The sequence below is a fragment of the Chryseobacterium endophyticum genome, assembly GCF_056333165.1.
The window spans coordinates 861,440-882,077 of sequence record NZ_JBWGXE010000001.1 but is presented as its reverse complement, the minus strand read 5'-3'; the positions used below and the strand labels follow the sequence as shown (position 1 = coordinate 882,077).

At 39.1% G+C, this 20,638-nt stretch carries 22 protein-coding genes; 18 read left to right on the top strand and 4 right to left on the bottom strand.

The window, feature by feature from the left end:
* Positions 1–255 precede the first annotated feature (255 nt).
* Together AC0N32_RS04250 and AC0N32_RS04245 are read left to right on the top strand one after the other, a co-directional pair.
* Positions 256–1,263 (top strand): aldo/keto reductase, encoded by a 1,008-nt coding sequence (locus AC0N32_RS04250; protein ID WP_476392604.1) that lies wholly within the window; start codon positions 256–258, stop codon positions 1,261–1,263.
* Positions 1,264–1,372: 109 nt separating this feature from the next.
* Positions 1,373–2,269, top strand: a complete 897-nt coding sequence (locus AC0N32_RS04245; RefSeq protein ID WP_476392603.1) for a helix-turn-helix domain-containing protein — start codon at positions 1,373–1,375, stop codon at positions 2,267–2,269.
* 112 nt (positions 2,270–2,381) lie between these two features.
* Here AC0N32_RS04245 and AC0N32_RS04240 read toward each other — a convergent pair whose 3' ends face one another.
* Positions 2,382–2,765, bottom strand: coding sequence for a winged helix-turn-helix transcriptional regulator (locus tag AC0N32_RS04240; protein WP_476392602.1), 384 nt, complete (start codon positions 2,763–2,765; stop codon positions 2,382–2,384).
* 110 nt (positions 2,766–2,875) lie between these two features.
* On the opposite strand from AC0N32_RS04240, the gene AC0N32_RS04235 reads away from it, so the two are divergent.
* Positions 2,876–3,478, top strand: coding sequence for an FMN-dependent NADH-azoreductase (locus tag AC0N32_RS04235; RefSeq protein ID WP_476392601.1), 603 nt, complete (start codon positions 2,876–2,878; stop codon positions 3,476–3,478).
* A 106-nt stretch (positions 3,479–3,584) separates the two neighbouring features.
* On the opposite strand, the gene AC0N32_RS04230 is transcribed toward AC0N32_RS04235, so the two are convergent.
* Complete coding sequence (locus AC0N32_RS04230; protein ID WP_476392600.1) at positions 3,585–4,922, bottom strand: dihydroorotase; 1,338 nt, start codon at positions 4,920–4,922, stop codon at positions 3,585–3,587.
* A gap of 200 nt (positions 4,923–5,122) precedes the next feature.
* On the opposite strand from AC0N32_RS04230, the gene AC0N32_RS04225 reads away from it, so the two are divergent.
* The 8 genes from AC0N32_RS04225 (at position 5,123) to ribA (ending at position 12,151) form a co-directional block, all read left to right on the top strand.
* Entirely contained in the window at positions 5,123–6,541 is a 1,419-nt protein-coding gene (locus tag AC0N32_RS04225) for a lipopolysaccharide biosynthesis protein (RefSeq protein WP_476392599.1), read from the top strand.
* Positions 6,542–6,676: 135 nt separating this feature from the next.
* Entirely contained in the window at positions 6,677–7,693 is a 1,017-nt protein-coding gene (locus AC0N32_RS04220; RefSeq protein ID WP_476392598.1) for a sugar phosphate nucleotidyltransferase, read from the top strand.
* A 113-nt stretch (positions 7,694–7,806) separates the two neighbouring features.
* Entirely contained in the window at positions 7,807–8,655 is an 849-nt protein-coding gene (gene lolB1 / locus AC0N32_RS04215) for a lipoprotein insertase outer membrane protein LolB1 (RefSeq protein WP_476392597.1), read from the top strand.
* Entirely contained in the window at positions 8,652–10,217 is a 1,566-nt protein-coding gene (locus AC0N32_RS04210; RefSeq protein ID WP_476392596.1) for a peptidoglycan DD-metalloendopeptidase family protein, read from the top strand. Before lolB1 ends, AC0N32_RS04210 begins: the two co-directional genes overlap by 4 nt.
* A gap of 30 nt (positions 10,218–10,247) precedes the next feature.
* Positions 10,248–10,454 carry a twin-arginine translocase TatA/TatE family subunit gene (locus tag AC0N32_RS04205; RefSeq protein ID WP_476392595.1) on the top strand — a complete coding sequence of 69 codons (207 nt, stop codon included), beginning with the start codon at positions 10,248–10,250 and terminating at the stop codon, positions 10,452–10,454.
* A gap of 15 nt (positions 10,455–10,469) precedes the next feature.
* Positions 10,470–11,084 (top strand): DUF4254 domain-containing protein, encoded by a 615-nt coding sequence (locus AC0N32_RS04200; protein WP_476392594.1) that lies wholly within the window; start codon positions 10,470–10,472, stop codon positions 11,082–11,084.
* A complete protein-coding gene (locus tag AC0N32_RS04195) occupies positions 11,081–11,536 on the top strand; it encodes a hypothetical protein (RefSeq protein WP_476392593.1) in 456 nt (151 codons plus the stop codon). The genes AC0N32_RS04200 and AC0N32_RS04195 overlap by 4 nt, the downstream gene beginning before the upstream one ends.
* 18 nt (positions 11,537–11,554) lie before the next feature.
* Positions 11,555–12,151 (top strand): GTP cyclohydrolase II, encoded by a 597-nt coding sequence (gene ribA, locus AC0N32_RS04190; RefSeq protein WP_476392592.1) that lies wholly within the window; start codon positions 11,555–11,557, stop codon positions 12,149–12,151.
* Between the two features lie 73 nt (positions 12,152–12,224).
* On the opposite strand, the gene AC0N32_RS04185 is transcribed toward ribA, so the two are convergent.
* Entirely contained in the window at positions 12,225–12,740 is a 516-nt protein-coding gene (locus AC0N32_RS04185; protein WP_476392591.1) for a hypothetical protein, read from the bottom strand.
* Positions 12,741–12,859: 119 nt separating this feature from the next.
* Here AC0N32_RS04185 and AC0N32_RS04180 point away from each other — a divergent pair, with 119 nt between their 5' ends.
* The 7 genes from AC0N32_RS04180 to AC0N32_RS04150 all read left to right on the top strand — a co-directional run bounded on the left by AC0N32_RS04180 (position 12,860) and on the right by AC0N32_RS04150 (position 19,822).
* On the top strand, positions 12,860–14,551 hold the full coding sequence (locus AC0N32_RS04180) for a glycoside hydrolase family 3 protein (RefSeq protein WP_476392590.1): 1,692 nt from the start codon (positions 12,860–12,862) through the stop codon (positions 14,549–14,551).
* Positions 14,552–14,577: 26 nt separating this feature from the next.
* Entirely contained in the window at positions 14,578–15,216 is a 639-nt protein-coding gene (locus tag AC0N32_RS04175; RefSeq protein WP_476392589.1) for a hypothetical protein, read from the top strand.
* Positions 15,217–15,234: 18 nt separating this feature from the next.
* On the top strand, positions 15,235–16,383 hold the full coding sequence (gene bshA / locus AC0N32_RS04170) for an N-acetyl-alpha-D-glucosaminyl L-malate synthase BshA (RefSeq protein ID WP_476392588.1): 1,149 nt from the start codon (positions 15,235–15,237) through the stop codon (positions 16,381–16,383).
* 515 nt (positions 16,384–16,898) lie between these two features.
* Entirely contained in the window at positions 16,899–17,381 is a 483-nt protein-coding gene (locus tag AC0N32_RS04165) for a hypothetical protein (RefSeq protein ID WP_476392587.1), read from the top strand.
* A 436-nt stretch (positions 17,382–17,817) separates the two neighbouring features.
* The gene (locus AC0N32_RS04160) at positions 17,818–19,083 is read left to right on the top strand and encodes a DUF2851 family protein (RefSeq protein ID WP_476392586.1); all 1,266 of its coding nucleotides are present in this window, start codon (positions 17,818–17,820) and stop codon (positions 19,081–19,083) included.
* Between the two features lie 2 nt (positions 19,084–19,085).
* Positions 19,086–19,307 (top strand): PspC family transcriptional regulator, encoded by a 222-nt coding sequence (locus AC0N32_RS04155; protein WP_476392585.1) that lies wholly within the window; start codon positions 19,086–19,088, stop codon positions 19,305–19,307.
* 2 nt (positions 19,308–19,309) lie between these two features.
* Positions 19,310–19,822 (top strand): GNAT family N-acetyltransferase, encoded by a 513-nt coding sequence (locus AC0N32_RS04150; RefSeq protein ID WP_476392584.1) that lies wholly within the window; start codon positions 19,310–19,312, stop codon positions 19,820–19,822.
* Between the two features lie 15 nt (positions 19,823–19,837).
* Here the strand turns inward: AC0N32_RS04150 and AC0N32_RS04145 are convergent, their stop codons facing one another.
* On the bottom strand, positions 19,838–20,617 hold the full coding sequence (locus AC0N32_RS04145; RefSeq protein WP_476392583.1) for a carboxypeptidase-like regulatory domain-containing protein: 780 nt from the start codon (positions 20,615–20,617) through the stop codon (positions 19,838–19,840).
* Between the last annotated feature and the right edge of the window lie 21 nt (positions 20,618–20,638).

Sequence of the window (20,638 nt, the reverse complement as noted above, 5' to 3'; positions counted from 1 at the left end):
TCTTTGACACAAATAGCACGGATGTCTTTTACAAATAATTGTTTGTCATTCTGAATGGAGGCATGACAAATGGGAATCTCTATTGACAATTCATCTCCCGCTGATTTTGCTAATTGTGCAGATAATTCTGTTGTAAATTTGTTGCTCTTAAAATTCAAAAAACAACAATCTGTAATTTGCATACGACAATCAGCGTTTTGCATACACCGGTTTTTGAGTTTCTGCTGAATTTTGTATCAGTAAAAATAAAACGATATGAAATTAAATCATGTAAAATTAGGAAGCCAGGGACTAACCGTTCCGAATATTGGCCTGGGATGTATGGGAATGACGGGATTCGGAGATGCAGACATGTACGGCAAAACCGATGAGAAAGAAGCCATCGCCACCATTCACCGCTCTTTAGAACTGGGCGGCAACTTTCTTGACACCGCAGATTTGTACGGCCCTTTTAAAAATGAACAATTAATAGCCAAAGCGATTGAAGGGAGTCGGGACCAGTACATCATCGCCACCAAATTCGGATGGGAGATCGATGACAACGACCAGGTGACCTGGAAGATCAACGGAACCAGAGATTATGTAAAAAAATCTGTAGAGCGTTCTCTGAAAAACTTAAAAACAGATTATATCGATCTGTACTATATGCACCGCCTGGATAAAAATACGCCAGTCGAAGAAACCGTAGGCGCTATGAGCGATCTCGTAAAGGAAGGAAAAATAGGATACATCGGCCTGTCGGAAGTGTCTTCGGAAACCGTGAAAAAAGCACATGCCGTTCACCCCATTTCCGCAGTACAGAGTGAATATTCTTTATTTGAAAGAACCGTAGAGGAAAAAGGAGTTCTGAGCACCCTGAACGAAATGGGAATCGGTTTTGTAGCCTACTCGCCTCTGGGCAGAGGGTTCTTATCCGGTCAGATCCGGACCATTGACGATTTGCCGGAAAACGATTTCCGAAGAGGGATCCCACGCTTCCAGGAACAGCATTTCTATAAAAATATCGAGCTGGTGGATGCTATCGAACGTATGGCTAAAGAAAAAAACATCACCTCATCCCAGCTCGCCCTGGCCTGGATCATCAGCAAAGGCATTCTCCCGATTCCCGGAACGAAGCGCAGAAAGTATCTCGAACAGAATATCGAAGCGGCCAATATTCAGCTGAGTACTTCTGAAGTTCAGCAACTGGAAAGTATTGTTCCCCTGGGAACGGATACCGGGGCTACCTACGACGAATTCGGAATGGGATTGCTGGATTATTAGCGTAATCGTTTAAAATAATTCAAACCTCGCAGGTTTTTGAAACCTGTGAGGTTTAAAACGTGATACTGTCAGCCTTATAATTATTATATTTACTCATTAAACCAAGATCATGAATACCATACAATCTATTTCCCAGTTTCACCGGCTGCTTTCGCTTCCGGAACCAAAGCACCCTATGGTAAGCGTCGTGAACCTCCATGAAAGTGTTTTCCTTGAGGATGAAGTATGGAAAGGTTTTGTAAGCCGTTATTACTGCGTGGCCCTGAAGCGGGAAGCAACAGGAAAAATAAAATACGGACAACAGCACTACGACTATGACAAAGGCGTCCTCAGTTTTACGGCACCCAACCAGGTTCAGTATCTGGATCTGGCCACCATGGATTGTAAAAACACCGGCTACCTGCTGGTTTTTCACGAAGACTTCCTGTTGGGGCATCCCCTGGCGAAGAGCATTTCTTCCTATGGTTTCTTTTCGTACGCCGTCAATGAAGCTTTACATTTATCTGAAGATGAAGAGAACGACCTGCTTCAGATCTTATTCAAAATAGATAAGGAGTGCCGGCATATCGACCACCATACCCAGGAAATTATCCTGTCGCAGATTGAATTGTTGCTGAATTATTCCAAACGTTTTTATGAACGGCAGTTTATCACCCGGAAAAACGGCAGCCACCAGCTTTTAACCAAATTTGAATCTTTCCTGAATGAATACTTTGAAAACCAGTCTTCTGAAAAAGGCCTTTTAACCGTTCACCAGATCGCCGAAATGATGAATCTTTCCCCGAATTATTTAAGTGACCTTTTAAGAGTTCATACCGGACAAAATACCCAGCAGCATATTCACGAAAAACTGATCAGCAAGGCCAAAGAGAAACTTTCGACCACAGAGCTTTCGGTGAGTGAAATTGCCTATGAACTGGGGTTTGAACATTCACAGTCGTTCAGCACATTGTTTAAAAAGAAAACGAATATGTCGCCGTTGGAATTCAGGCAGTCTTTTAACTAAGTATGGAAATTTTCTCTCGCAGATCGAGCTGATCACGCAGATTTTTCGGAACCTGGTGATTTGTAGGTTTTACTCAACCTGCGTGAAATTTACATTTTGAATCAAGTAAATCTTACTTTTCGAAAATATCTTCTTTGATGTTCTTCTTATGATTTTTTCCCCAATTGGAAAGTGACATGATCACTTCTTTCAAGGTTTTGCTGTAATCGGTGGAAATATATTCTACCACGACCGGCATCTGTTCGGCATGCACGACTCTCTTTACAAATCCGTTCAGCTCGAGGTCTTTCAGCTCATTGGAGAGTACCCTTGCCGAAATTCCCGGAATATTCCTTTGCAGCTCATTGAACCTGATATTCCCATTTTCCTGCAAAACAATAATAATCTTAAGCTTCCATTTTCCGCCAATGACATAAATGGCATCCTCAACAGCAGAAAGATGTTCGGTGCATCCCTGAGCAGTTATAGTTTCTTCTAAAAACTCCGTATTTTTCATAAGTCTCTTTTTCAACTAACCTAAAAGTTACTACTAACCTTTTGTTCACTACTTACTTTTCACAAGCAAATGTACATAATTTTGTTGAAGAAATTTTTAATATTCAAACAATGAAAAACGTACTTCATATTATTACAAGCCCGAGAACGGAAGTTTCCGCAAGCAGAAAACTGGGCAAAGCCATTATTGAAAAAATAAAGGGAAAATATTCGGATGCCGTTGTAAAAGAGCGGGACCTTACCCAGAATATGGTTCCCATTTTAGAAGAAATTCACATCAATACTTTTTTCACACCAGCGGAAAACCATTCTCCGGAGCAGGCAGAAATCAATGCATATTCAATAGGATTAATTACAGAACTGCAGGAAGCAGATATTATTGTAGTAGACTCTCCTATGTATAACTTTTCGGTTCCGGCAGGGCTGAAATCTTATTTTGATTTTACTTCCAGAGCAGGATATACTTTTAAATATGATGAAAACGGCCCTAAAGGTTTACTGAATAACAAAAAACTGTATATTGCTTTTACATCCGGAAATGTTTATTCGGAAGGTCCTTATCAGGTATATGATTCTAATGTTCCTTATGTTAAAAATGTTTTTGGATTTTATGGTGTTTCAGACGTCACCGTTTTCCGTGCAGAAGGCCTGTCAATTCCCGGAATTATGGAAAATTCACTAGAAAAAGCCATTGAAGGCATTACGATAAATTAATTTAAATATAAACAAACGGCAGCTTTTTCAGATTGAAAAGGCTGCCGTTTGTTTTAAGATCGGCTTTGGCTAAAGGTCACTCCTTTGATACAACGACGCTTTATAATTACTCCTGAACTTCAAAAAGCAAACGTTCCCCGAATTTCTGTTCATTGATCTTTCCGTTTTCGTAAACGAGGTTTCCATTCACAAAAGTGTGGGTCACTTTAGAATGGAAATTCATACCCTCCAGAGGGCTCCATCCGCATTTGTAAAGGATGTTTTCCTTGGCAACGGTCCAGTTTTCGTTGAGGTCCACTAAAACAAGATCTGCCTTATACCCTTCACGCACAAAACCCCGCTTTTCTATTCTGAACAAAATGGCCGGGTTATGAGACATTTTCTCAACGATTTTCTCTAAAGAAATCTTACCGTTTCTATAATTTTCCAGCATTACCACCAGAGAATGCTGCACCAAAGGCGCTCCCGAAGGACACTTGGTATAAACATTCTGCTTCTCTTCCCAGGTATGCGGCGCATGATCGGTCGCAATAACATCGATTCTGTCATCCAGCAGTGCTTCCCAGAGACCGTCTTTGTCTTTTTGGGTTTTTACGGCAGGATTCCATTTGATCAGCCCGCCTTTGGTGTCGTAATCTTCGTTGGTGAAAGTAAGGTGGTGCACACAGACTTCCGCGGTTATTTTTTTATCTTTTAAGGGGATGTCGTTCCTGAAAAGTTCCGTCTCCTTTGCGGTCGACAAGTGGAAAACGTGAAGCCTCGCGCCGGTCTTTTTGGCAAGCTCGATCGCCTTTGAAGAAGATTTATAGCAAGCCTCTTCACTTCTGATCAGGTGATGGAATTTCACCGGAATATCTTCTCCATATTGATCAATATATTTTTGTGTATTGGCCCTGATGGTCGCTTCGTCTTCACAATGAACAGCGATCAGCATTTTGGTATTGCTGAAGATCTTTTCCAGCGTTTCGGGGTTGTCCACGAGCATATTGCCTGTTGAAGATCCTAGGAATAATTTGATTCCCGGAACATTTCCCGGGTTTGTCTTCAGGACCTCTTCCAGATTGTCATTGGTTCCGCCCATCATAAAACCGTAGTTGGCATAGGCTTTTTGGGCAGCAATTTCGTACTTAGCGGCCAATAATTCCTGTGTTACGGCATTCGGAACGGTATTGGGCTGATCGATAAAGCTGGTTGTGCCGCCGGCAATGGCCGCTTTAGATTCGGTTTCTATATCTCCTTTATGGGTAAGCCCGGGTTCGCGGAAATGCACCTGGTCATCGATAACGCCGGGCAAAAGATATTTCCCCGAAGCATCAATGATCTGATCTGCTTCTTCAGAAATTCGAGTATCTATTTTGGAGATTAAATCATTTTCAATTAAAATATCGCCTTCAAAGATCTTTCCTTCGTTGACGATTTTTACATTTTTGATTAAGGTCTTCATTTTTACTTAGAAATTAGATGTTAGAAATTAGAAGTTAGTTTTAAGATTATACATATTAATAAGACATCATATTGATCACTCATTTCCAACTTCTAATCTCTAGCTTCTATAAAAGCAAAATTAAGGTTTATGAATGAATTTTAATCCAGCCGACAACAAATCAATTTCTAAATATTTACATTTGCATAAAATTTCAGATTTTGAAGAAGCTTCTTAATGAGACTATTATTTATGGAATCGGGGCGATTATGCCGAGAATAATTGTCGTATTGCTGAATTACCTATTTATTAAAAATATAGACAATAGTGCATTTGCCATTTTCACCAATCTCTATGCGCTGATATCATTTGTCAATATTGTTCTTTCTTTCGGCTTTGAAACTGCATATTTCAGATTTTCATCGGATAAAGATAACGAACAAAAAGTTTTCAACACCTCTTTCTGGTTCTTAACAGGCTTATCAACAGTTTTCCTGATTTTGGTTTTATTTTTTAACCAGCCTATTGCCAATGTTTTTGGATATTCGACCACTCCTGAATATATCAGATGGTTTGCCTGGATCGCATTTTTTGATAATATCATGGTGATTCCTTTAGCCTGGTTCAGGTTTCACAACAGGCCAGTAAAATATACTACCGTAAGAGTCATCCAGGCAGTCTTCCAGAGTGCTTTCGCGATTGCTTTATTTCTTTATATTCCGCAAGAGTTCAGTTTAAAGTTTGGCTTAAAAGAAAAGGTTTCTTATCCCTTTTACAGTAATCTGGCGGCGAGTTTTTTAGGAATTCTTCTTGTTCTGCCCATTATTATTAAAGTAAGATTACAGTTTTCAAAACATCTTTTTTTTGAAATGCTCAAATATTCCTGGCCGATCATGATTGCAGGTCTGGCGTTTATGGTCAATGAGAACTTCGATAAATTCATTCAGAAATTCATTATTAATGATGGTGATGCCGGAGCTTATGGAGGGTGTTACAAAATGGCCGTTTTAATGACACTCTTTGTCACAGCTTACCGAATGGGAATCGAGCCTTTTTTCTTTAAACAGATGAACAATGAAAATGCTAAGCATACTTACGCCAAAGTAACAGAGTATTTCTCATTCTTTGCATCAATAGTTGCTTTGGGCATTATTGCGAATGTTTCTTGGCTTAAGCATTTACTCGTTCCTAATAGTTCATACTGGGTTGCGCTTAATATTATTCCGATCATAGTTATCGCCAATTTATTTTTTGGAATTTATTACAATCTTTCTACTTGGTACAAAGTGACAGACCGAACCAGAGTGGGAACCTATATTTCCTGGACAGGTGCCATCATTACGATCATTTTAAACTTCGCCTTTCTGAGAAAATATGGTTTTATGGTTTCTGCATGGGTAACGCTTGCTGCTTATTTTACGATGATGATTTTGTCTTATTTTTTAGGTCAGAAATATTACCCTATTCCCTACAGAATGAAAAAGATCTCTTTTTTTGTGATCCTTCTGATTGTTTTCAGCTACATCATCGTGAAATTTTTCGATTACAATTTGTGGATCGGAAACCTGCTGTTCATCGTATACGCCGGAATTCTGATCTATTCAGAAAAAAACATGCTGCTTTCGAGAATCAGAAAATAACTTTGGTCCTGTATTTGTTGCATTGGGTTTCATTTAACTTAAATAATACTTAAACAAGTAAGGGTACCCTGACAAGCGTTTTATTATTATCTTTATACGAAATTACTTACTAAACGAAAAATATACTATATAATTATGAAAATTATCGTTCCTATGGCTGGGCGTGGTTCCAGATTACGTCCACATACTCTTACCGTTCCGAAACCACTGATTCCGATTGCAGGCAAACCGATCGTACAGAGACTGGTAGAAGATATCGCCAAGGTTGCAGGAGAAGAAATTGAGGAAGTAGCCTTCATTATAGGGGACTTTGGCCCTGAAATTGAAAAATCACTGCTTCAGATTGCTGAAAAACTGGGCGCAAAAGGCAGCATTTATTATCAGAATGAGCCGCTGGGTACAGCACACGCCATCAAATGCGCGGAACAGTCAATGACCGGCAATGTGGTCATCGCTTTTGCCGACACCCTTTTCCGTGCCGATTTTATTCTGGATAAAAATTCTGACGGTGTGATCTGGGTGAAAAGCGTAGAAGACCCTTCTGCTTTCGGTGTTGTAAAACTCGATAATTACGGATTTATTACCGATTTCGTTGAAAAACCACAGACTTTTGTTTCAGATCTTGCCATCATCGGAATCTATTATTTCAACAGCGCAGAGAAGCTAATGGATGAGATTAATTACCTGATGGACAATAACATCAAGAACGGCGGAGAATACCAGCTTACGACAGCTCTTGAAAACCTGAGGGCAAAAGGGGCAAAATTCACGTTAGGCAAAGTAAATGACTGGATGGATTGCGGAAACAAAAATGCTACCGTGGAAACCAACAGCAAGATCCTGGCTTATGAGCAGGAAGAAATGTCGCATTTCCCGGCTTCGGCTCAGATCGAAAATTCACTGATCATTCCGCCTTGTTTTATTGGGGAAAACGTAAAAATATCCAATTCAAAGGTAGGCCCGGGAGTTTCACTGGGGAATAATACGATTATCGTTAATTCAAATATTGAAAACTCTTTAATTCAGGAAAATACAAAAATCAACCACGGAAACCTTTCCAATTCCATGATCGGAAATTCTGCACAGTATTTTGGTGTGGCGAGGGAAATTTCTCTGGGAGACTATTCGGTTCTGGATTTTTTATCAAAATAATTTGACAAAAAATTATCAACGTAAAATAACTATCTTCAGACCACACAAAAGATTTTGTGTGGTTTGGCGTTAATATTGCACCCTAATTTTTAAAATTGAAAAAAGGTAAATACATGAAAAACTGGATCATAGTACTCTTATTGATGTTTGTTGCCACCTCTTGCAAGACGAGAAATGCAGCAAGAAAAACCAGTAAAAATATCAAAATAGACAGTGCTTTCGTCATGGAAGAAGATCAAAATCCGAAAGACTCTAATGAACCAGTCAGAAATAAGCTTCCGTTTTTTGAGCACGTCATCCCGATGCCACAATTCGAGCAGATTAAAATAAGCAGTAAAGTCAATGTAGAAACGGGAAGTTTTGTTCCTACGCTTGATGCTACCATTTATATCGAAAAAGATAAAAAAGTATGGATGAATCTTACGGCTTTCATTATCACCGTTGCCCGCGGAATTGCAACTCCCGAAGGAATTAAAGGCCAGGATAAAACCAGCAAAACCTATATCGATTCCGACTTTGATTATCTTAATAATCTTCTGAATGTCAATTTTATTGATTATAAATCCCTGGAAAAAATTCTTTTGGGTAGGACTTTCGTTAAAATCAACGATTCTCAGTTTACCCTTACCCAGAATGCGCAGGGCTTCAAAATGATTTCGAATGTCAACCAGAAAATCGTGACCGATGAAAAAACAAGAGAGTATAAAATTGAGTTGAATTACGATAAAAATTATGATCTCTTCAATGTTAATCTTAAAGACGTCCTGTCGCCCGATGAGCTTAATGTATCCTACAGCAACTGGGAAGAAATCAATGGAATCCGCTTGCCGAAAAGTGTTAAAATAATTATAAAAGGCTCAAAAAGCAGTCAGATTTTACTGGAAAATACGAAATTTGACTTTTCGAGGATGGATACACCCTATTCTGTGCCATCCAGTTATAAGAAAATTGAGATTAAATGATTAAAAAATTTAGCTTTTTAATAGGTATTTTATTGTTCACACTGCATTATGGGCAAAGCGGTAAAAAGGAACAGTTGCAAAAACAAAATGCTGAACTTAAAAAACAAATTGCACAGATAAATACAGATTTAGCAAAAACAAGAAATGAATCAAAGCTCTCTGTAGCCTATCTTGATAATGTTAATAAAAAACTGGTACTCAGGGAAAAGGTATATAATAATACCCAGAAAGAAAAGAGATTCATTGAGGATGAAATTTATCTTCGGCAGCTGGAAATCAACCGCCAGAACAGAGAGTTGAAAATCCTGAGGGAGAATTATGCAAAGGTTCTGGTAAATGCTTATAAGAATAAAGGCGTGCAGAATAAGGTAACCTTTATCCTTTCTGCTAAAAATCTTGGTGAGGCTATACGAAGAGTTCAGTACCTAAAGCAATATTCCGATTACCAGGACAAGAAAGCGGCAGAGATCACTACTGCGGCCGCCAAAATAAAACAGTCTATTGCACAGAAACAGAATTCTGTGAAAGAAAAGGCGAATCTTTTGGCGAATCAACAGAAAGATTTAACGACAATCAATGCCGAAAGAACCCAGAAGGAGCAACTTGTGGCTGATTTTAAGAAAAATGAATCTAAACTTACCGCAGAACTCAGACAAAAACAGTCTCAGTCTAAAGCACTGGAAGGCCAGATCAGGTCTATTATTGCTGAAGAAATAAGAATTGCAAAAGCAGAAGAAGAGGCAAGAAAGAAAGCTGAAGCTGAAAAAATCCGTCTTGCCAAAATTGCAGCCGAAAGAGAAAAAGCAAGGATTGAAGCCGAAAATAAAGCAAGGGCCGCAGCGCTTGAAAAAGAAAGATTAGCCGCAGAAGCCGAATCGAGAAAAGCAACAGAGCTTGCTGCAAAACGGGCTGAAGAAGAGAGAAAACGTAATGAGGATGCTGCAAGATCAGAAGCCACCGCCAGAGACGAAGCCCGAAAAGTAGCCGCTAAAAAGGCATCTGATGAGGCTGCAACAAGAGCAAAAGAAGCATCTGAAAAACTAGCGGCAGCACGTGCAGCAGAAGCAGCACTGGCCAAAAAGAAGGAAGACGACAAAAAAGCCGCAGAAAGCAAAGCAATGACCAGTTATGGCGTTACGACCGTTGCCGGAAGCAACTTTGCAGACAGTAAAGGAAGGCTTGGTTATCCTGCGGATAAAATAGGACAGATCACGCACCGCTTCGGAAGACACCCCCATCCGGTATTTAAAAATATCGATGAAGAGAACAACGGGATTAAAATATCCGTACCCTCCGGAACCAGAGCAAAATCAGTATTTCCGGGAACCGTTTCATCTGTTCTGGCAAACAGCGACGGAACCAAAACGGTTATCCTTAAACATGGCAATTATTTCACCATTTATTCCAATCTGGGAAGTGTAAGCGTTTCCAAAGGACAGCAGGTCTCTGCCGGAACTCCCGTAGGAGTGATAGGACAGGACTTCGACGGCACCTACACCCTTGATTTCCAGGTATGGAACGGAAGCACACCGGTTGATCCTTTAGGTTGGGTTTCTTATTAAAAAAAGATTAACTTTGTAAAAAATTTAGCAATGAACACATTAACAATATTGTCATTATCCTGGCAACATATCCTTATCGTAGCCATCATTCTTCTTTTACTTTTCGGAGGTAAAAAAATCCCTGAATTAATGAGAGGAGTAGGTTCCGGTATTAAAGAATTTAAAGATGCAGTGAAGGAAGAGGACAAACCTGGTTCTGAAAACAAGACCACAAACAACAATTCTTCTACCAACTAAACATTTTATCATTCGATGAATTTTACAGAGACTGCATGGAAAGTCTTCAATCAATCTATTGAAGATTATCACGTGTCTGATGACGTTAACACCCTAATTAATAACCCGTTCGAAAAAGACACTTTGGAACGGATTTTGTATGCAAAGAACTGGATTGATACCGTTCAATGGCATTTGGAAGATATAATTAGAGATGAAAATATTGATCCGGCTGAAGCCCTCCAACTTAAAAGGGCTATCGACGCTTCCAATCAGAAAAGAACTGATCTGGTAGAATTTATAGACAGCTGGTTTCTTAAAAAGTATGAAAGTGTAACTCCTAAACCTGACGCAAAAATCAACACAGAGACTATCGCATGGGCGGTAGACCGGTTGTCAATTCTCGCGCTCAAGGTTTATCATATGTCGTTAGAAGCTAATAGAGATTCGGCATCGCAAGAGCACAGGGCCACATGTCAGGCTAAATTAGACGTACTCCTTGCACAACATGAAGATCTGTCTACTTCTATTAATCAGTTGCTTGCTGATATTGAGAACGGTGATGTTAAGATGAAAGTGTACAAACAAATGAAAATGTACAATGATGAAAGTCTTAACCCAGTCCTATATCAAAAGGGGCAGCAAAAATGAAACGATTTCTTTTTTTTGGAGTATTATTAATTATAGCATCTTGCGCAACGGAAAAACCAAATTTTTCTCCGTTGTCCAATGGGTTTTATAGCGAAACCAAAACATCCGATTCAGATAAAGGAGCAAAAAACAGCATCAATATTAATGTAAAAGGTAACGTAAATGCTTCTGAAATTTCTAATCTGATCTCTACTTTTCCACAATTCAAAAATACAGCTCTAAACAGTGAAATTACCGCATTAAAGTATAGCCTGCAAAACTACCTTTATGCTATAGACGCTGATAATATGAACGGAAAAAACAAAGCGATAAAAGACTTCGAAAAATCTTATAAAAAAGTTCAGAAACTAAGAACAGATCTTAGCCAGGATGATAATGAAATTCTTAACCGTTATCTCGTAAGGCTTAAAACAAATGTTTCTGCAATTGAAGACTACATAAAGGGAAATTAAACAAATTAAGGGGTATCAATGATTAAAATTCAGGCAGAGTCCAATGTTCCTACGGAATACGGGACTTTCCGAATGATAGCTTTGTCCGAAAACGAAAACGACTGGATGCCTCACATGGCGATCATCGCAGAAAAAACAGATTTTTCAAAGCCTGTCAATGTGCGTTTCCATTCAGAATGTATCACCGGAGAAGTTTTTCATTCAAAAAAATGTGAGTGTGGCCAGCAACTCGATGCTGCCATGAAATATATCCATGAAAATGGAGGAGTTATTATCTACCTTCGACAGGAAGGAAGAAATATCGGGATCATCAACAAATTAAAAGCATATTCTTTACAGGAAAAAGGATTTGACACCGTAGAAGCCAATCTTAAATTGGGACTGCCGGCAGATGACAGGAACTTCGGGGTCGCTATTGAAATCCTGAATTTACTTGAAATAAAAGACATCAATCTTCTGACCAATAACCCTGAAAAGGTAAAATACGTAGAAGAAAGTAATGTACATCTCAATTCGAGAATCCCTCTGCAGATTCCGGCCAATGAAATCAGCCGCGGATATCTACAGACAAAAAAAGAATATTTTGGACATATTTTAGATGACAATGGTAAATAAGAATAAAGCAAAGCTCCGGAATAAATTATTCCGGAGCTTTTTTGTAATTATAAAAAACTGAAAAGATATATTTTTATTTAAATGAATAAGTCTTTATTCTTGATTCATCAATATTGTAATATTTGATTACTGCATTGTAATCGGATTTATCAACAGTATTTACATTTTTTCCTGCACTGGCCGGAACCAAAACGATTCTGAAAGTCTGGTTTGCCAAATACTGCGTCGCTTCCGAAGGAGACATCTGTGTTTGCTGATTAAAGTTTGCAGCTGTTCTGATGTTAACTTCCTGTGTATTGAAATCAAAGTTGTAATCAAGCTCTCTTCCTGTAGGATATCCTGAAACATCATCTAAATAATAGGTCTTAGGAATACTCTGCCAAGTATTGGCAACTCTTCTGTATACCAGAACAACGTCTGTACTCTGAATGTTAATATCTAGTGATAATGTCCAGCCCCCTGCACTGGTAAATGTTCCTGTTGCATCTCTGGATTGTGAATATGTATCGTAATCTGTATTATCATCCTTACAACTGAATATAAATAAGCCGACAATGGCTAATAGTAAAATTGGAAGAAATTTTTTCATTTTATAAAAGTTTAGTTATTGTTTATTATTTATAAAGCGTATTCAAATCATATACCAAAAATTTCAAAAACATTGTTTTCCTCATCTTTTTAATTGTATTTTTGTTATTATTCAAAATCATGAAGAAACTGATTCGTACATCTTTTTGTATTTTTTTATTGTTGAGCTTAAAAATTACAGCGCAGTATATCCCTCAGAATCTGTCGAAAGAAGACCTTAAAAAAGCCAATCACTGGGTAGATAAAACCTATAGAAAACTATCCCAGGACGAAAAGCTCGGGCAGTTATTCATTGTTGCATTGTATACCAATAAAGGTGAAAATGAAATCAGTAACGTCAGAAATATTGTCGTTAACGAAAAAATCGGAGGCCTGATCCTGATGCAGGAAGATGCCGCAAGAGAAATCAATCTGGTCAACGAATTTCAGCAAAAATCTCAGGTTCCTCTAATGATCGGAATGGATGCTGAATGGGGCATATACCAAAGGATTGCCAAAGCACATAAATTTCCATGGGCAATGACGCTCGGAGCCATTCAGGATAAGAATCTCATCCGGCAGATGGCCGCCAAAATTGCAGAAGACTGCCACAGAATGGGTATCAACTGGGATTTTGCGCCGGTTGTAGACGTGAATACCAACCCCGATAATCCGATAATCGGGAACAGAAGCTTCGGATCTGAGGTAAGCAATGTCATCACTTCCGCTTTGGCTTATGCGAACGGACTTCAGGATCATAATATTTTGGCCGCCATTAAACATTTCCCCGGGCATGGCGACACCAGCACAGATTCGCATCTTGACCTTCCTGTTGTTTCCCATAGTATAGAAAGGCTGAATACTATTGAGCTCGCTCCTTTCAAAGCATTAATGAATAAAGGCATTGGGGGTGTTATGGTAGCGCATTTATATGTTCCAGCCTTGGAATCGGGAAAAGGGATTCCGGCTTCCGTATCTAAAAACATCATTACAGGCTTACTGAAAGATCAACTGGGGTATAAAGGATTAATCATCACCGATGCCCTGAACATGGGTGCCGTAGCGAATAAATACAAACCCGGCGAACTGGATGCCATGGCTTTTAAGGCCGGAAATGACATCATGCTGTTTTCACAAGGCGTTGCCGAAGGTAAAAAACTGATTCAAAAGGCAATCGATAACGGCGAAATCCCGCAGTCGAGAGTGGAAGAAAGTGTAAAGAAGATTCTTCTGACGAAATATTTTTTAGGATTAAACCAATACAATCCCAGAAATCCTGAGAATATCAATTCAGATTTAAATAATGAATCTCACAAAACTTTGGTTCAGGACTTATACGCCAATGCCTTGACATTAATAAAAGATGATAAACAACTGCTTCCGGTACAGGGAAGACAGACGTATTACGTCCCTTTAGAAGAAGCTCCTTACCAGACATTCGCCAATGAAATGGGACCGGACGTGATCATCAAAAGAGCCGGAGAGATCAATACAATTCCGGCAAATTCTACCGTGATTGTCGGATTCCATAAAGACAATTCGACCGCTTACAAACCTTATAAAATTTCAGAAGCTTCAAAAAAGGTTTTGGCAGAACTCACCAAGAATCAGAATGTGATTCTCACCGTTTTCGGAAGTGCCTATGCCTTAAAAGACATCGATATCTCAAAGGTTTCCACGGTATTGATTTCTTATGAAAACAATGATGATTCCATGACGGCTACGGCCAGAGCCTTAAAAGGGCAGACCAAAATATGGGGACGCCTTCCGGTTTTGGTCAATGACACCTTAAAACCGGGAATGGGAATTGATTTAGATAATTCACAAAAATAATTTCTATAAAACAAATGATGTTAAAGATGAGTAAACTTTTGACGGTTTTAGTGGTTACTATTTCCTTCAATGTAAAGGCGCAGCAATTTGATGCCACTTTGTATTTTCTGGACGGCAGCCAAAGAACAGGAAAAGCAGATATGGTATCTAACGAAGAGCCCAAACTGGCATTCATAGAAAATGGCTCTAAAAAGAAGGAAAAGATAAAAATTAATGTATTGGATAAAGTAGAATATATCAATCCGGAAAACAATCAGTCTGTAACGGCTGAATTAAAGGAGTATACCTATTATTTCTTATCCGAGAAACCAAAGACCCAGTATTGCTGGATGGGCAAAGTATATACAGATGAGAACTTCACTATGTATACCGCTTATGGATACGATGGCGGAATAATGAGTGGAAATCACTATACTTCCGTACCGTCTTCAGTAGTTAATTTTTTTCTTCAGTATAAAAACGAAAAACCGCAATTGATTTATTTTGATACGAGTATTTTAACGATCAATAAAAATAAAATCCTGAAAAGACATATCAGGAAATTCTTCAGCGATAAATGTCCTCAGCTGGTTCATGACTTTGAAGAAGAAAAAATTAAGATTAAAAATAATAATCCGGAAATACTCATTGAGTATTATAACAAGAACTGCAGTACAAACAATTAAGAAATACCAACAATATAAATGAAAATAGGCATCCTTTGCTATCCTACCTACGGTGGAAGCGGAATTGTAGCAACAGAACTGGGCATGTCACTGGCCAATAAAGGCTATGAAGTTCACTTTATCAGCAATGCGCTCCCGGCGAGACTGGATATTACGAATCCTAATATTTTCTTCCACAGGGTAAATGTTCAGACCTACCCGCTTTTCCAGTATCAGCCTTATGATATTGCCCTGAGCTCGATGATCTACCGGGTTGTCAATCTTTACAAACTGGATCTTCTTCACGCACATTACGCTATTCCCTATGCCTATGCAGCCTTTACAGCCAAGCAGATGCTGAAAGAGGATGACAACGACATACCTTTGGTGACCACTCTCCACGGAACGGATATTACGCTGGTGGGCCAGCATCCAAGCTATAAGCACGCGGTGGAATTTTCCATCAACCAGTCTGATGCCATCACTTCCGTATCTGAAAGCTTAAAGAGAGATACTTTACAGTTTTTTAAAATTAAAAAAGAGATCCAGGTCATTACCAACTTTATTGATAATTCTGAATTTGATGAATGCAATGAATGCCAACGGACACAATTTGCCAATCCGGATGAAAAGATCCTGATTCACGTTTCGAACCTGCGGCCGGTAAAACGGGTGGATGAAGTACTGCAGATCTTCAAAAATGTACAGAAAAAAGTAAAATCAAAATTAATCATCATCGGTGAAGGGCCCGATATGGAAAAAGTCAACCAGTTCCTGGAAGAAAATTCTGATCTGATCTCAAAGATCCGTCTGCTCGGGAAAGTAAATGATCTGTACAGAATTCTTCAGCTTTCCGATGTGTTCTTATTGCCTTCGGAGCAGGAAAGTTTCGGTCTCGCAGCATTGGAAGCCATGGCCGCCAACACCCCGGTAATCAGCTCCAACGCAGGAGGAATTCCCGAAGTAAACATCCAGGGAGAAACCGGATTTTTAGCCGAAATCGGAAATGTGGAAGCCATGAGCAACTATACCATTAAGCTGCTGAGCAATGAAGAACTTTTAACCCAAATGAAAAAGAATGCCAAAGAGCAGGCGATAAAATTTGATCTGAAAAACATTCTTCCTATCTACGAAGCGATGTACAGAACGACCATCGAAAATTTTAAGAACGAACTGACCAAAGCATAGGCTTTTTCACAGAATTCAATACAGGCCGCTGTCCTAAATTCCGGATAGTCCTTTTTTATAACAACCCCTACTTTATCTCAAAGTAGGGGTTTTTAAATAAGGATTTATTATACAGAGCAGGATTTGCCCCATAGGAGCAAATTATGTGTAGATCAATATCAGTACCCTGTACCGGAACTCCACAGGAGTTCTATCTTATTATACCACACCTAAGGCGTGCTTGCAATATTATCTTGTTTTTTCTACTATACAGATATTGCTCCTCCTGGAACATAAGAAATACTTCATCCATTTCCGGTAGCAAAAAAGAAACCGCAGAACTTTTAAGACAGTCTCTTTTTTATTGTTTTACCCCGATTAGACTTATTTTTTAAATACAAATCTGAAGATTCATTAAAATTATAATTCCATTTGATATTTTAAACTAATAAATTTTTTATTTCGCTGATTTTTAAATATTTAAATGAATACAAAAAGTTTTTTAGTATTTTAGTTTCCTCAATTAAAAATTATAAATGATGAGTACAAACAATCAAATCAGTGTTGAAATCCCGAAAGCCGTACTTGAGGAAGTAGCGCAAAAGCTACAGGACTGCAAAACAGTATTGGCTCCCTATCTACAGGGGCTAACGGTAGACCAGCGAAAAAAACTTTTCAAAATGGGCGACAAAACCGTGGCCACCGTACAGAAAGTAAAAGACTACCTTGAAACCAATCCTGAATTTGCACCGGCCTATATGGACAAAACAGAGTTTCTGAAAGATGAAGCCGTGGTTACCGGTCTCAGTCCATTAGGAAATCTGGCCACTCAACTGGCTTCCGACATAGCCGACACCGTAACGATCGCGGGAAGTGAGGCTTTAGTCTCTGCTTTGTTCTATTACGGAACGACCAAAGAAGCTGCCGATAAAGGAATTGCTTCTGCAAAACCCATTTATGACGATCTTAGCCAAAGATTTGTAAGAAAGGGAAGCAAAGCTGTTCCTAAAAAGGAATAAATTATCGTTCCTTACCTAAAAAACGACTCTTTTACACTCGCCATCGAGTATAAAAGAGTCGTTTTTGAATGTAAAAGACTCAACGTTGTCACAAAAAGACTTACCGACGAGGTAAAAAGACTCAAAAACCAGTCTCAAAGACTCGTTTTTGAGATAAAAAGACTGGATCTCCAGTCTTTTTGCCTGAACGGAGAATGTTTCAGTCTGTTTTTTGTTGAGATCGCAACAGATGGTTTTCTTGCTGGAGTTGTTTATTTGATCATAAGAGACGGAGGTTACAGCCGAAAAAAGTTATATAAATACTGTAAGATTATTATTCTATGAATAAAGCCTCACAAAAAGCCATTTCTTAACGGTGTCTAAATTTTTTGGGCTGTCTTTTTTTGTTTTACAAATAATACAAATTCCTTAAATTAGCTCAAAACAAAAAACACTCATGACCGAAAAATTACTCCAATATCTTTGGAACCATAAGGTTTTTAAAGATTTCAACTTCAGAGATGCTAAAGGGCAATCTATCGAGATTTTAGACTTCGGAAAATGGAATTCCGATTCCGGGCCGGATTTTTTAACGGCAAAAATTAAAATCGGAAACATTACTTTAGCCGGCCATATAGAACTTCACGTAAGATCTTCCGACTGGATTTTTCACCATCACACCCACGATCCCAATTATCAGAACATTATCCTGCATGTCGTTTACCAAAACGATCTAGAAATAGATGAGCTGAAAAAGAAAAATGTTCCGACGCTGGAACTCATCCATTACATCGACCAGCATATTCTCTGGAAATACGAGAAGCTGCTGAGCGGAAACCAGTTTATTCCTTGTGAGAATATCTTTAATCCCGATCATATTCCGCTACATTTTCATGAGCAGAATGTAATTAAAAAACTAAACGACAAATCCATCGAGCAGGAGAAAAACCTTGAAAGGTTTAAAAACAATTTTGAAGCGGTACTGTTTCACAGCCTCGCCTATTCTTTCGGTCTGAAAGTGAATGCTGATCTCTTCCGGCAGATGGCAGAAAGCATAGATTTCACCATTATTATCAAGATCCGCCAGAACAGACTGCAGCTTGAAGCATTGCTCTTCGGAATGGCAGGCTGGCTGGAGGATCCGAAAGACGAAGCGATGAAAATCTGGAAAAGAGAGTTTGATTTTTTAAAGGTTAAATTCAATATTGCCGATCTGAAATTTCGTCCTAAATTTCTAAGGCTGCGTCCGCCCAACTTCCCGACCATTCGCCTGGCACAGCTTGCCGATCTCTACCATCAGCAACAGAATTTATTCTCCCGGATCATTCATGTGAAATCTACCGAAGAGTTATTTGATTCATTTAAAAATATAAAGGCTTCCGAATACTGGGACAACCGTTTCAATTTCGGGAAAATTTCGAGTGTAGATCAGCCGAAAGTAGTAAGCCGGGATTTTGTGGAGCTCATTATCCTGAATACCGTTCTGCCGTTGAAATACACATATCATAAATACCATGATGAAGAAATTGCCGGTGATCTTCTGGCTTTATATAAGAACCTGCCGGCAGAAAAGAACTCTGTCGTAGAAAGCTGGAAAACCCTCAAAACACCGGTGAATACTTCTCTTGAAAGCCAGAGCTTCATTTATCATTTCAATCATTTTTGCTTACAGAAAAATTGCTTACATTGCAGTATTGGATTTAAACTTTTAAAAGAACCTTAAAAATGCTAGATAACATCCGCCACAAAATGGAAAGAGAATGGTTCGGTGTACTGACCAGAACCGGTGCGAAACTTGGTATTCCCGTGTCGAAACTGAGAGTGTTCTTTATTTACTCTACCTTTGCGACGGCCGGCTTTTTCTTTTTAATCTATCTCGGACTGGCATTTATACTATGGGTGAAAGATATTTTCATCACCAGAAGGCCTAACGTTTTTGATCTTTAGCCATGGAATTTTTACAGATTACATCCTCCGAAGATTACAGAGTTGAGGAAATTTACAAAGCCTACTGCTCTACTTTTCCTGAAGATGAGCGAAGAGACCGGGATAAGCTTTCCACGCTGTTTTTACATCCCAAAGTGAAAATCATTTCCGTACTCCATGAATCTAAAAATATCGGCTACCTCATCCTTTGGGAGATGAGCACTTATACTTTTGTGGAACATTTCGAGGTTTTTAAAGAATTCCGAAGTCAAAAACTAGGATCACACATCACCCAATATCTTTTTGAAAACCATCCGAGGATTATTCTGGAGATCGAGCCGGAACATACCGGCGAAGATGCAGCAAGACGTTACGCCTTTTATCAGAAAAACGGCTTTCACCTGATCGACGAGATGTATGTACAGCCAAGTTACGGAAAAGGCAAAAAGCCTCTTGACCTGTGGCTGCTTTCCAACTATACCCCTGAAAATTTAAAAGAGATCAGGGATGAAATTTACGACGTTGTTTATCATTAAACGACTTTGTTGAATCTACTTTTTGTCATTACTTTCTTTTAATCTTTTAACGAAAATGGGAAAGCTTTCTTCCATTCTGGCCAGGGCACCCGTTAAATTTTTAGCCCGGGCAAAAGTTCGTGTCTGGGGTTTGTTAATGAAAGCAAATTCTATGAATTCCGAAATCCTATTCTTTGGAATTCCTTCCTTCGTAAAGTAGTCGTCTTCTACCCTTTCACGAATCCAGAGAATATCTTCCTGCAAGTCGTCGTACCGGTACTGGCGCTTCATCCTGCGGGCATCCCCGCTGATGAGATCATACAAACCCTGGATATCCAGGCTTCCCAGGAGCATCGGAAGCAGAACCTGTTTTACTTCGGCCGGCTTCTCGCGCATTTTACCTACCGGTTCCGGAAGTCCCACGGCATCTTTTACGATTTGCCCTTTATCAATCTTGGCCACAGCTTTTGAATCTTTAGAAATATCTCCGGTGATCTTGGCTACTTTCACCTCTTCAATAGGTTGTGCCACTCTCACCAGTTTAATGTTCAGGTTATTATTTAAAAGATATTTTGCCTTTATGGATGATCTTTCGAAACCCGAACGCACAAAACGCAGTTCATCTTCGGGATCTGCTTCAATGGAAAATGTTCCGTCTGAGTCTGTGTATGATTTCCGGTCTGAAGAAACGTTCATGATGGTAACGGCAGGAAGTGCAACACCGTCTTCATCGGTGATCGTTCCTCTTGCGGTTTCCTGTGAAAATACATTCAAAAAAGGAAATAAAAGTAAAACCAATAGCCTTATTCGCATCATTTTCAAATTATATTCGCAAAA

Bases quoted from the DNA above. Each gene is read 5' to 3' on its own strand.
- AC0N32_RS04250 (WP_476392604.1), top strand. From the start codon at position 256: ATGAAATTAAATCATGTAAAATTAGGAAGCCAGGGACTAACCGTTCCG.
- AC0N32_RS04245 (WP_476392603.1), top strand. From the start codon at position 1,373: ATGAATACCATACAATCTATTTCCCAGTTTCACCGGCTGCTTTCGCTT.
- bshA (WP_476392588.1), top strand. From the start codon at position 15,235: ATGAAAATAGGCATCCTTTGCTATCCTACCTACGGTGGAAGCGGAATT.
- AC0N32_RS04185 (WP_476392591.1), bottom strand. From the start codon at position 12,740: ATGAAAAAATTTCTTCCAATTTTACTATTAGCCATTGTCGGCTTATTT.
- AC0N32_RS04240 (WP_476392602.1), bottom strand. From the start codon at position 2,765: ATGAAAAATACGGAGTTTTTAGAAGAAACTATAACTGCTCAGGGATGC.
- AC0N32_RS04155 (WP_476392585.1), top strand. From the start codon at position 19,086: ATGCTAGATAACATCCGCCACAAAATGGAAAGAGAATGGTTCGGTGTA.
- AC0N32_RS04160 (WP_476392586.1), top strand. From the start codon at position 17,818: ATGACCGAAAAATTACTCCAATATCTTTGGAACCATAAGGTTTTTAAA.
- AC0N32_RS04220 (WP_476392598.1), top strand. From the start codon at position 6,677: ATGAAAATTATCGTTCCTATGGCTGGGCGTGGTTCCAGATTACGTCCA.
- AC0N32_RS04150 (WP_476392584.1), top strand. From the start codon at position 19,310: ATGGAATTTTTACAGATTACATCCTCCGAAGATTACAGAGTTGAGGAA.
- AC0N32_RS04165 (WP_476392587.1), top strand. From the start codon at position 16,899: ATGATGAGTACAAACAATCAAATCAGTGTTGAAATCCCGAAAGCCGTA.
- AC0N32_RS04200 (WP_476392594.1), top strand. From the start codon at position 10,470: ATGAATTTTACAGAGACTGCATGGAAAGTCTTCAATCAATCTATTGAA.
- AC0N32_RS04175 (WP_476392589.1), top strand. From the start codon at position 14,578: ATGAGTAAACTTTTGACGGTTTTAGTGGTTACTATTTCCTTCAATGTA.
- AC0N32_RS04235 (WP_476392601.1), top strand. From the start codon at position 2,876: ATGAAAAACGTACTTCATATTATTACAAGCCCGAGAACGGAAGTTTCC.
- AC0N32_RS04180 (WP_476392590.1), top strand. From the start codon at position 12,860: ATGAAGAAACTGATTCGTACATCTTTTTGTATTTTTTTATTGTTGAGC.
- AC0N32_RS04210 (WP_476392596.1), top strand. From the start codon at position 8,652: ATGATTAAAAAATTTAGCTTTTTAATAGGTATTTTATTGTTCACACTG.
- ribA (WP_476392592.1), top strand. From the start codon at position 11,555: ATGATTAAAATTCAGGCAGAGTCCAATGTTCCTACGGAATACGGGACT.
- AC0N32_RS04195 (WP_476392593.1), top strand. From the start codon at position 11,081: ATGAAACGATTTCTTTTTTTTGGAGTATTATTAATTATAGCATCTTGC.
- lolB1 (WP_476392597.1), top strand. From the start codon at position 7,807: ATGAAAAACTGGATCATAGTACTCTTATTGATGTTTGTTGCCACCTCT.
- AC0N32_RS04145 (WP_476392583.1), bottom strand. From the start codon at position 20,617: ATGATGCGAATAAGGCTATTGGTTTTACTTTTATTTCCTTTTTTGAAT.
- AC0N32_RS04205 (WP_476392595.1), top strand. From the start codon at position 10,248: ATGAACACATTAACAATATTGTCATTATCCTGGCAACATATCCTTATC.
- AC0N32_RS04230 (WP_476392600.1), bottom strand. From the start codon at position 4,922: ATGAAGACCTTAATCAAAAATGTAAAAATCGTCAACGAAGGAAAGATC.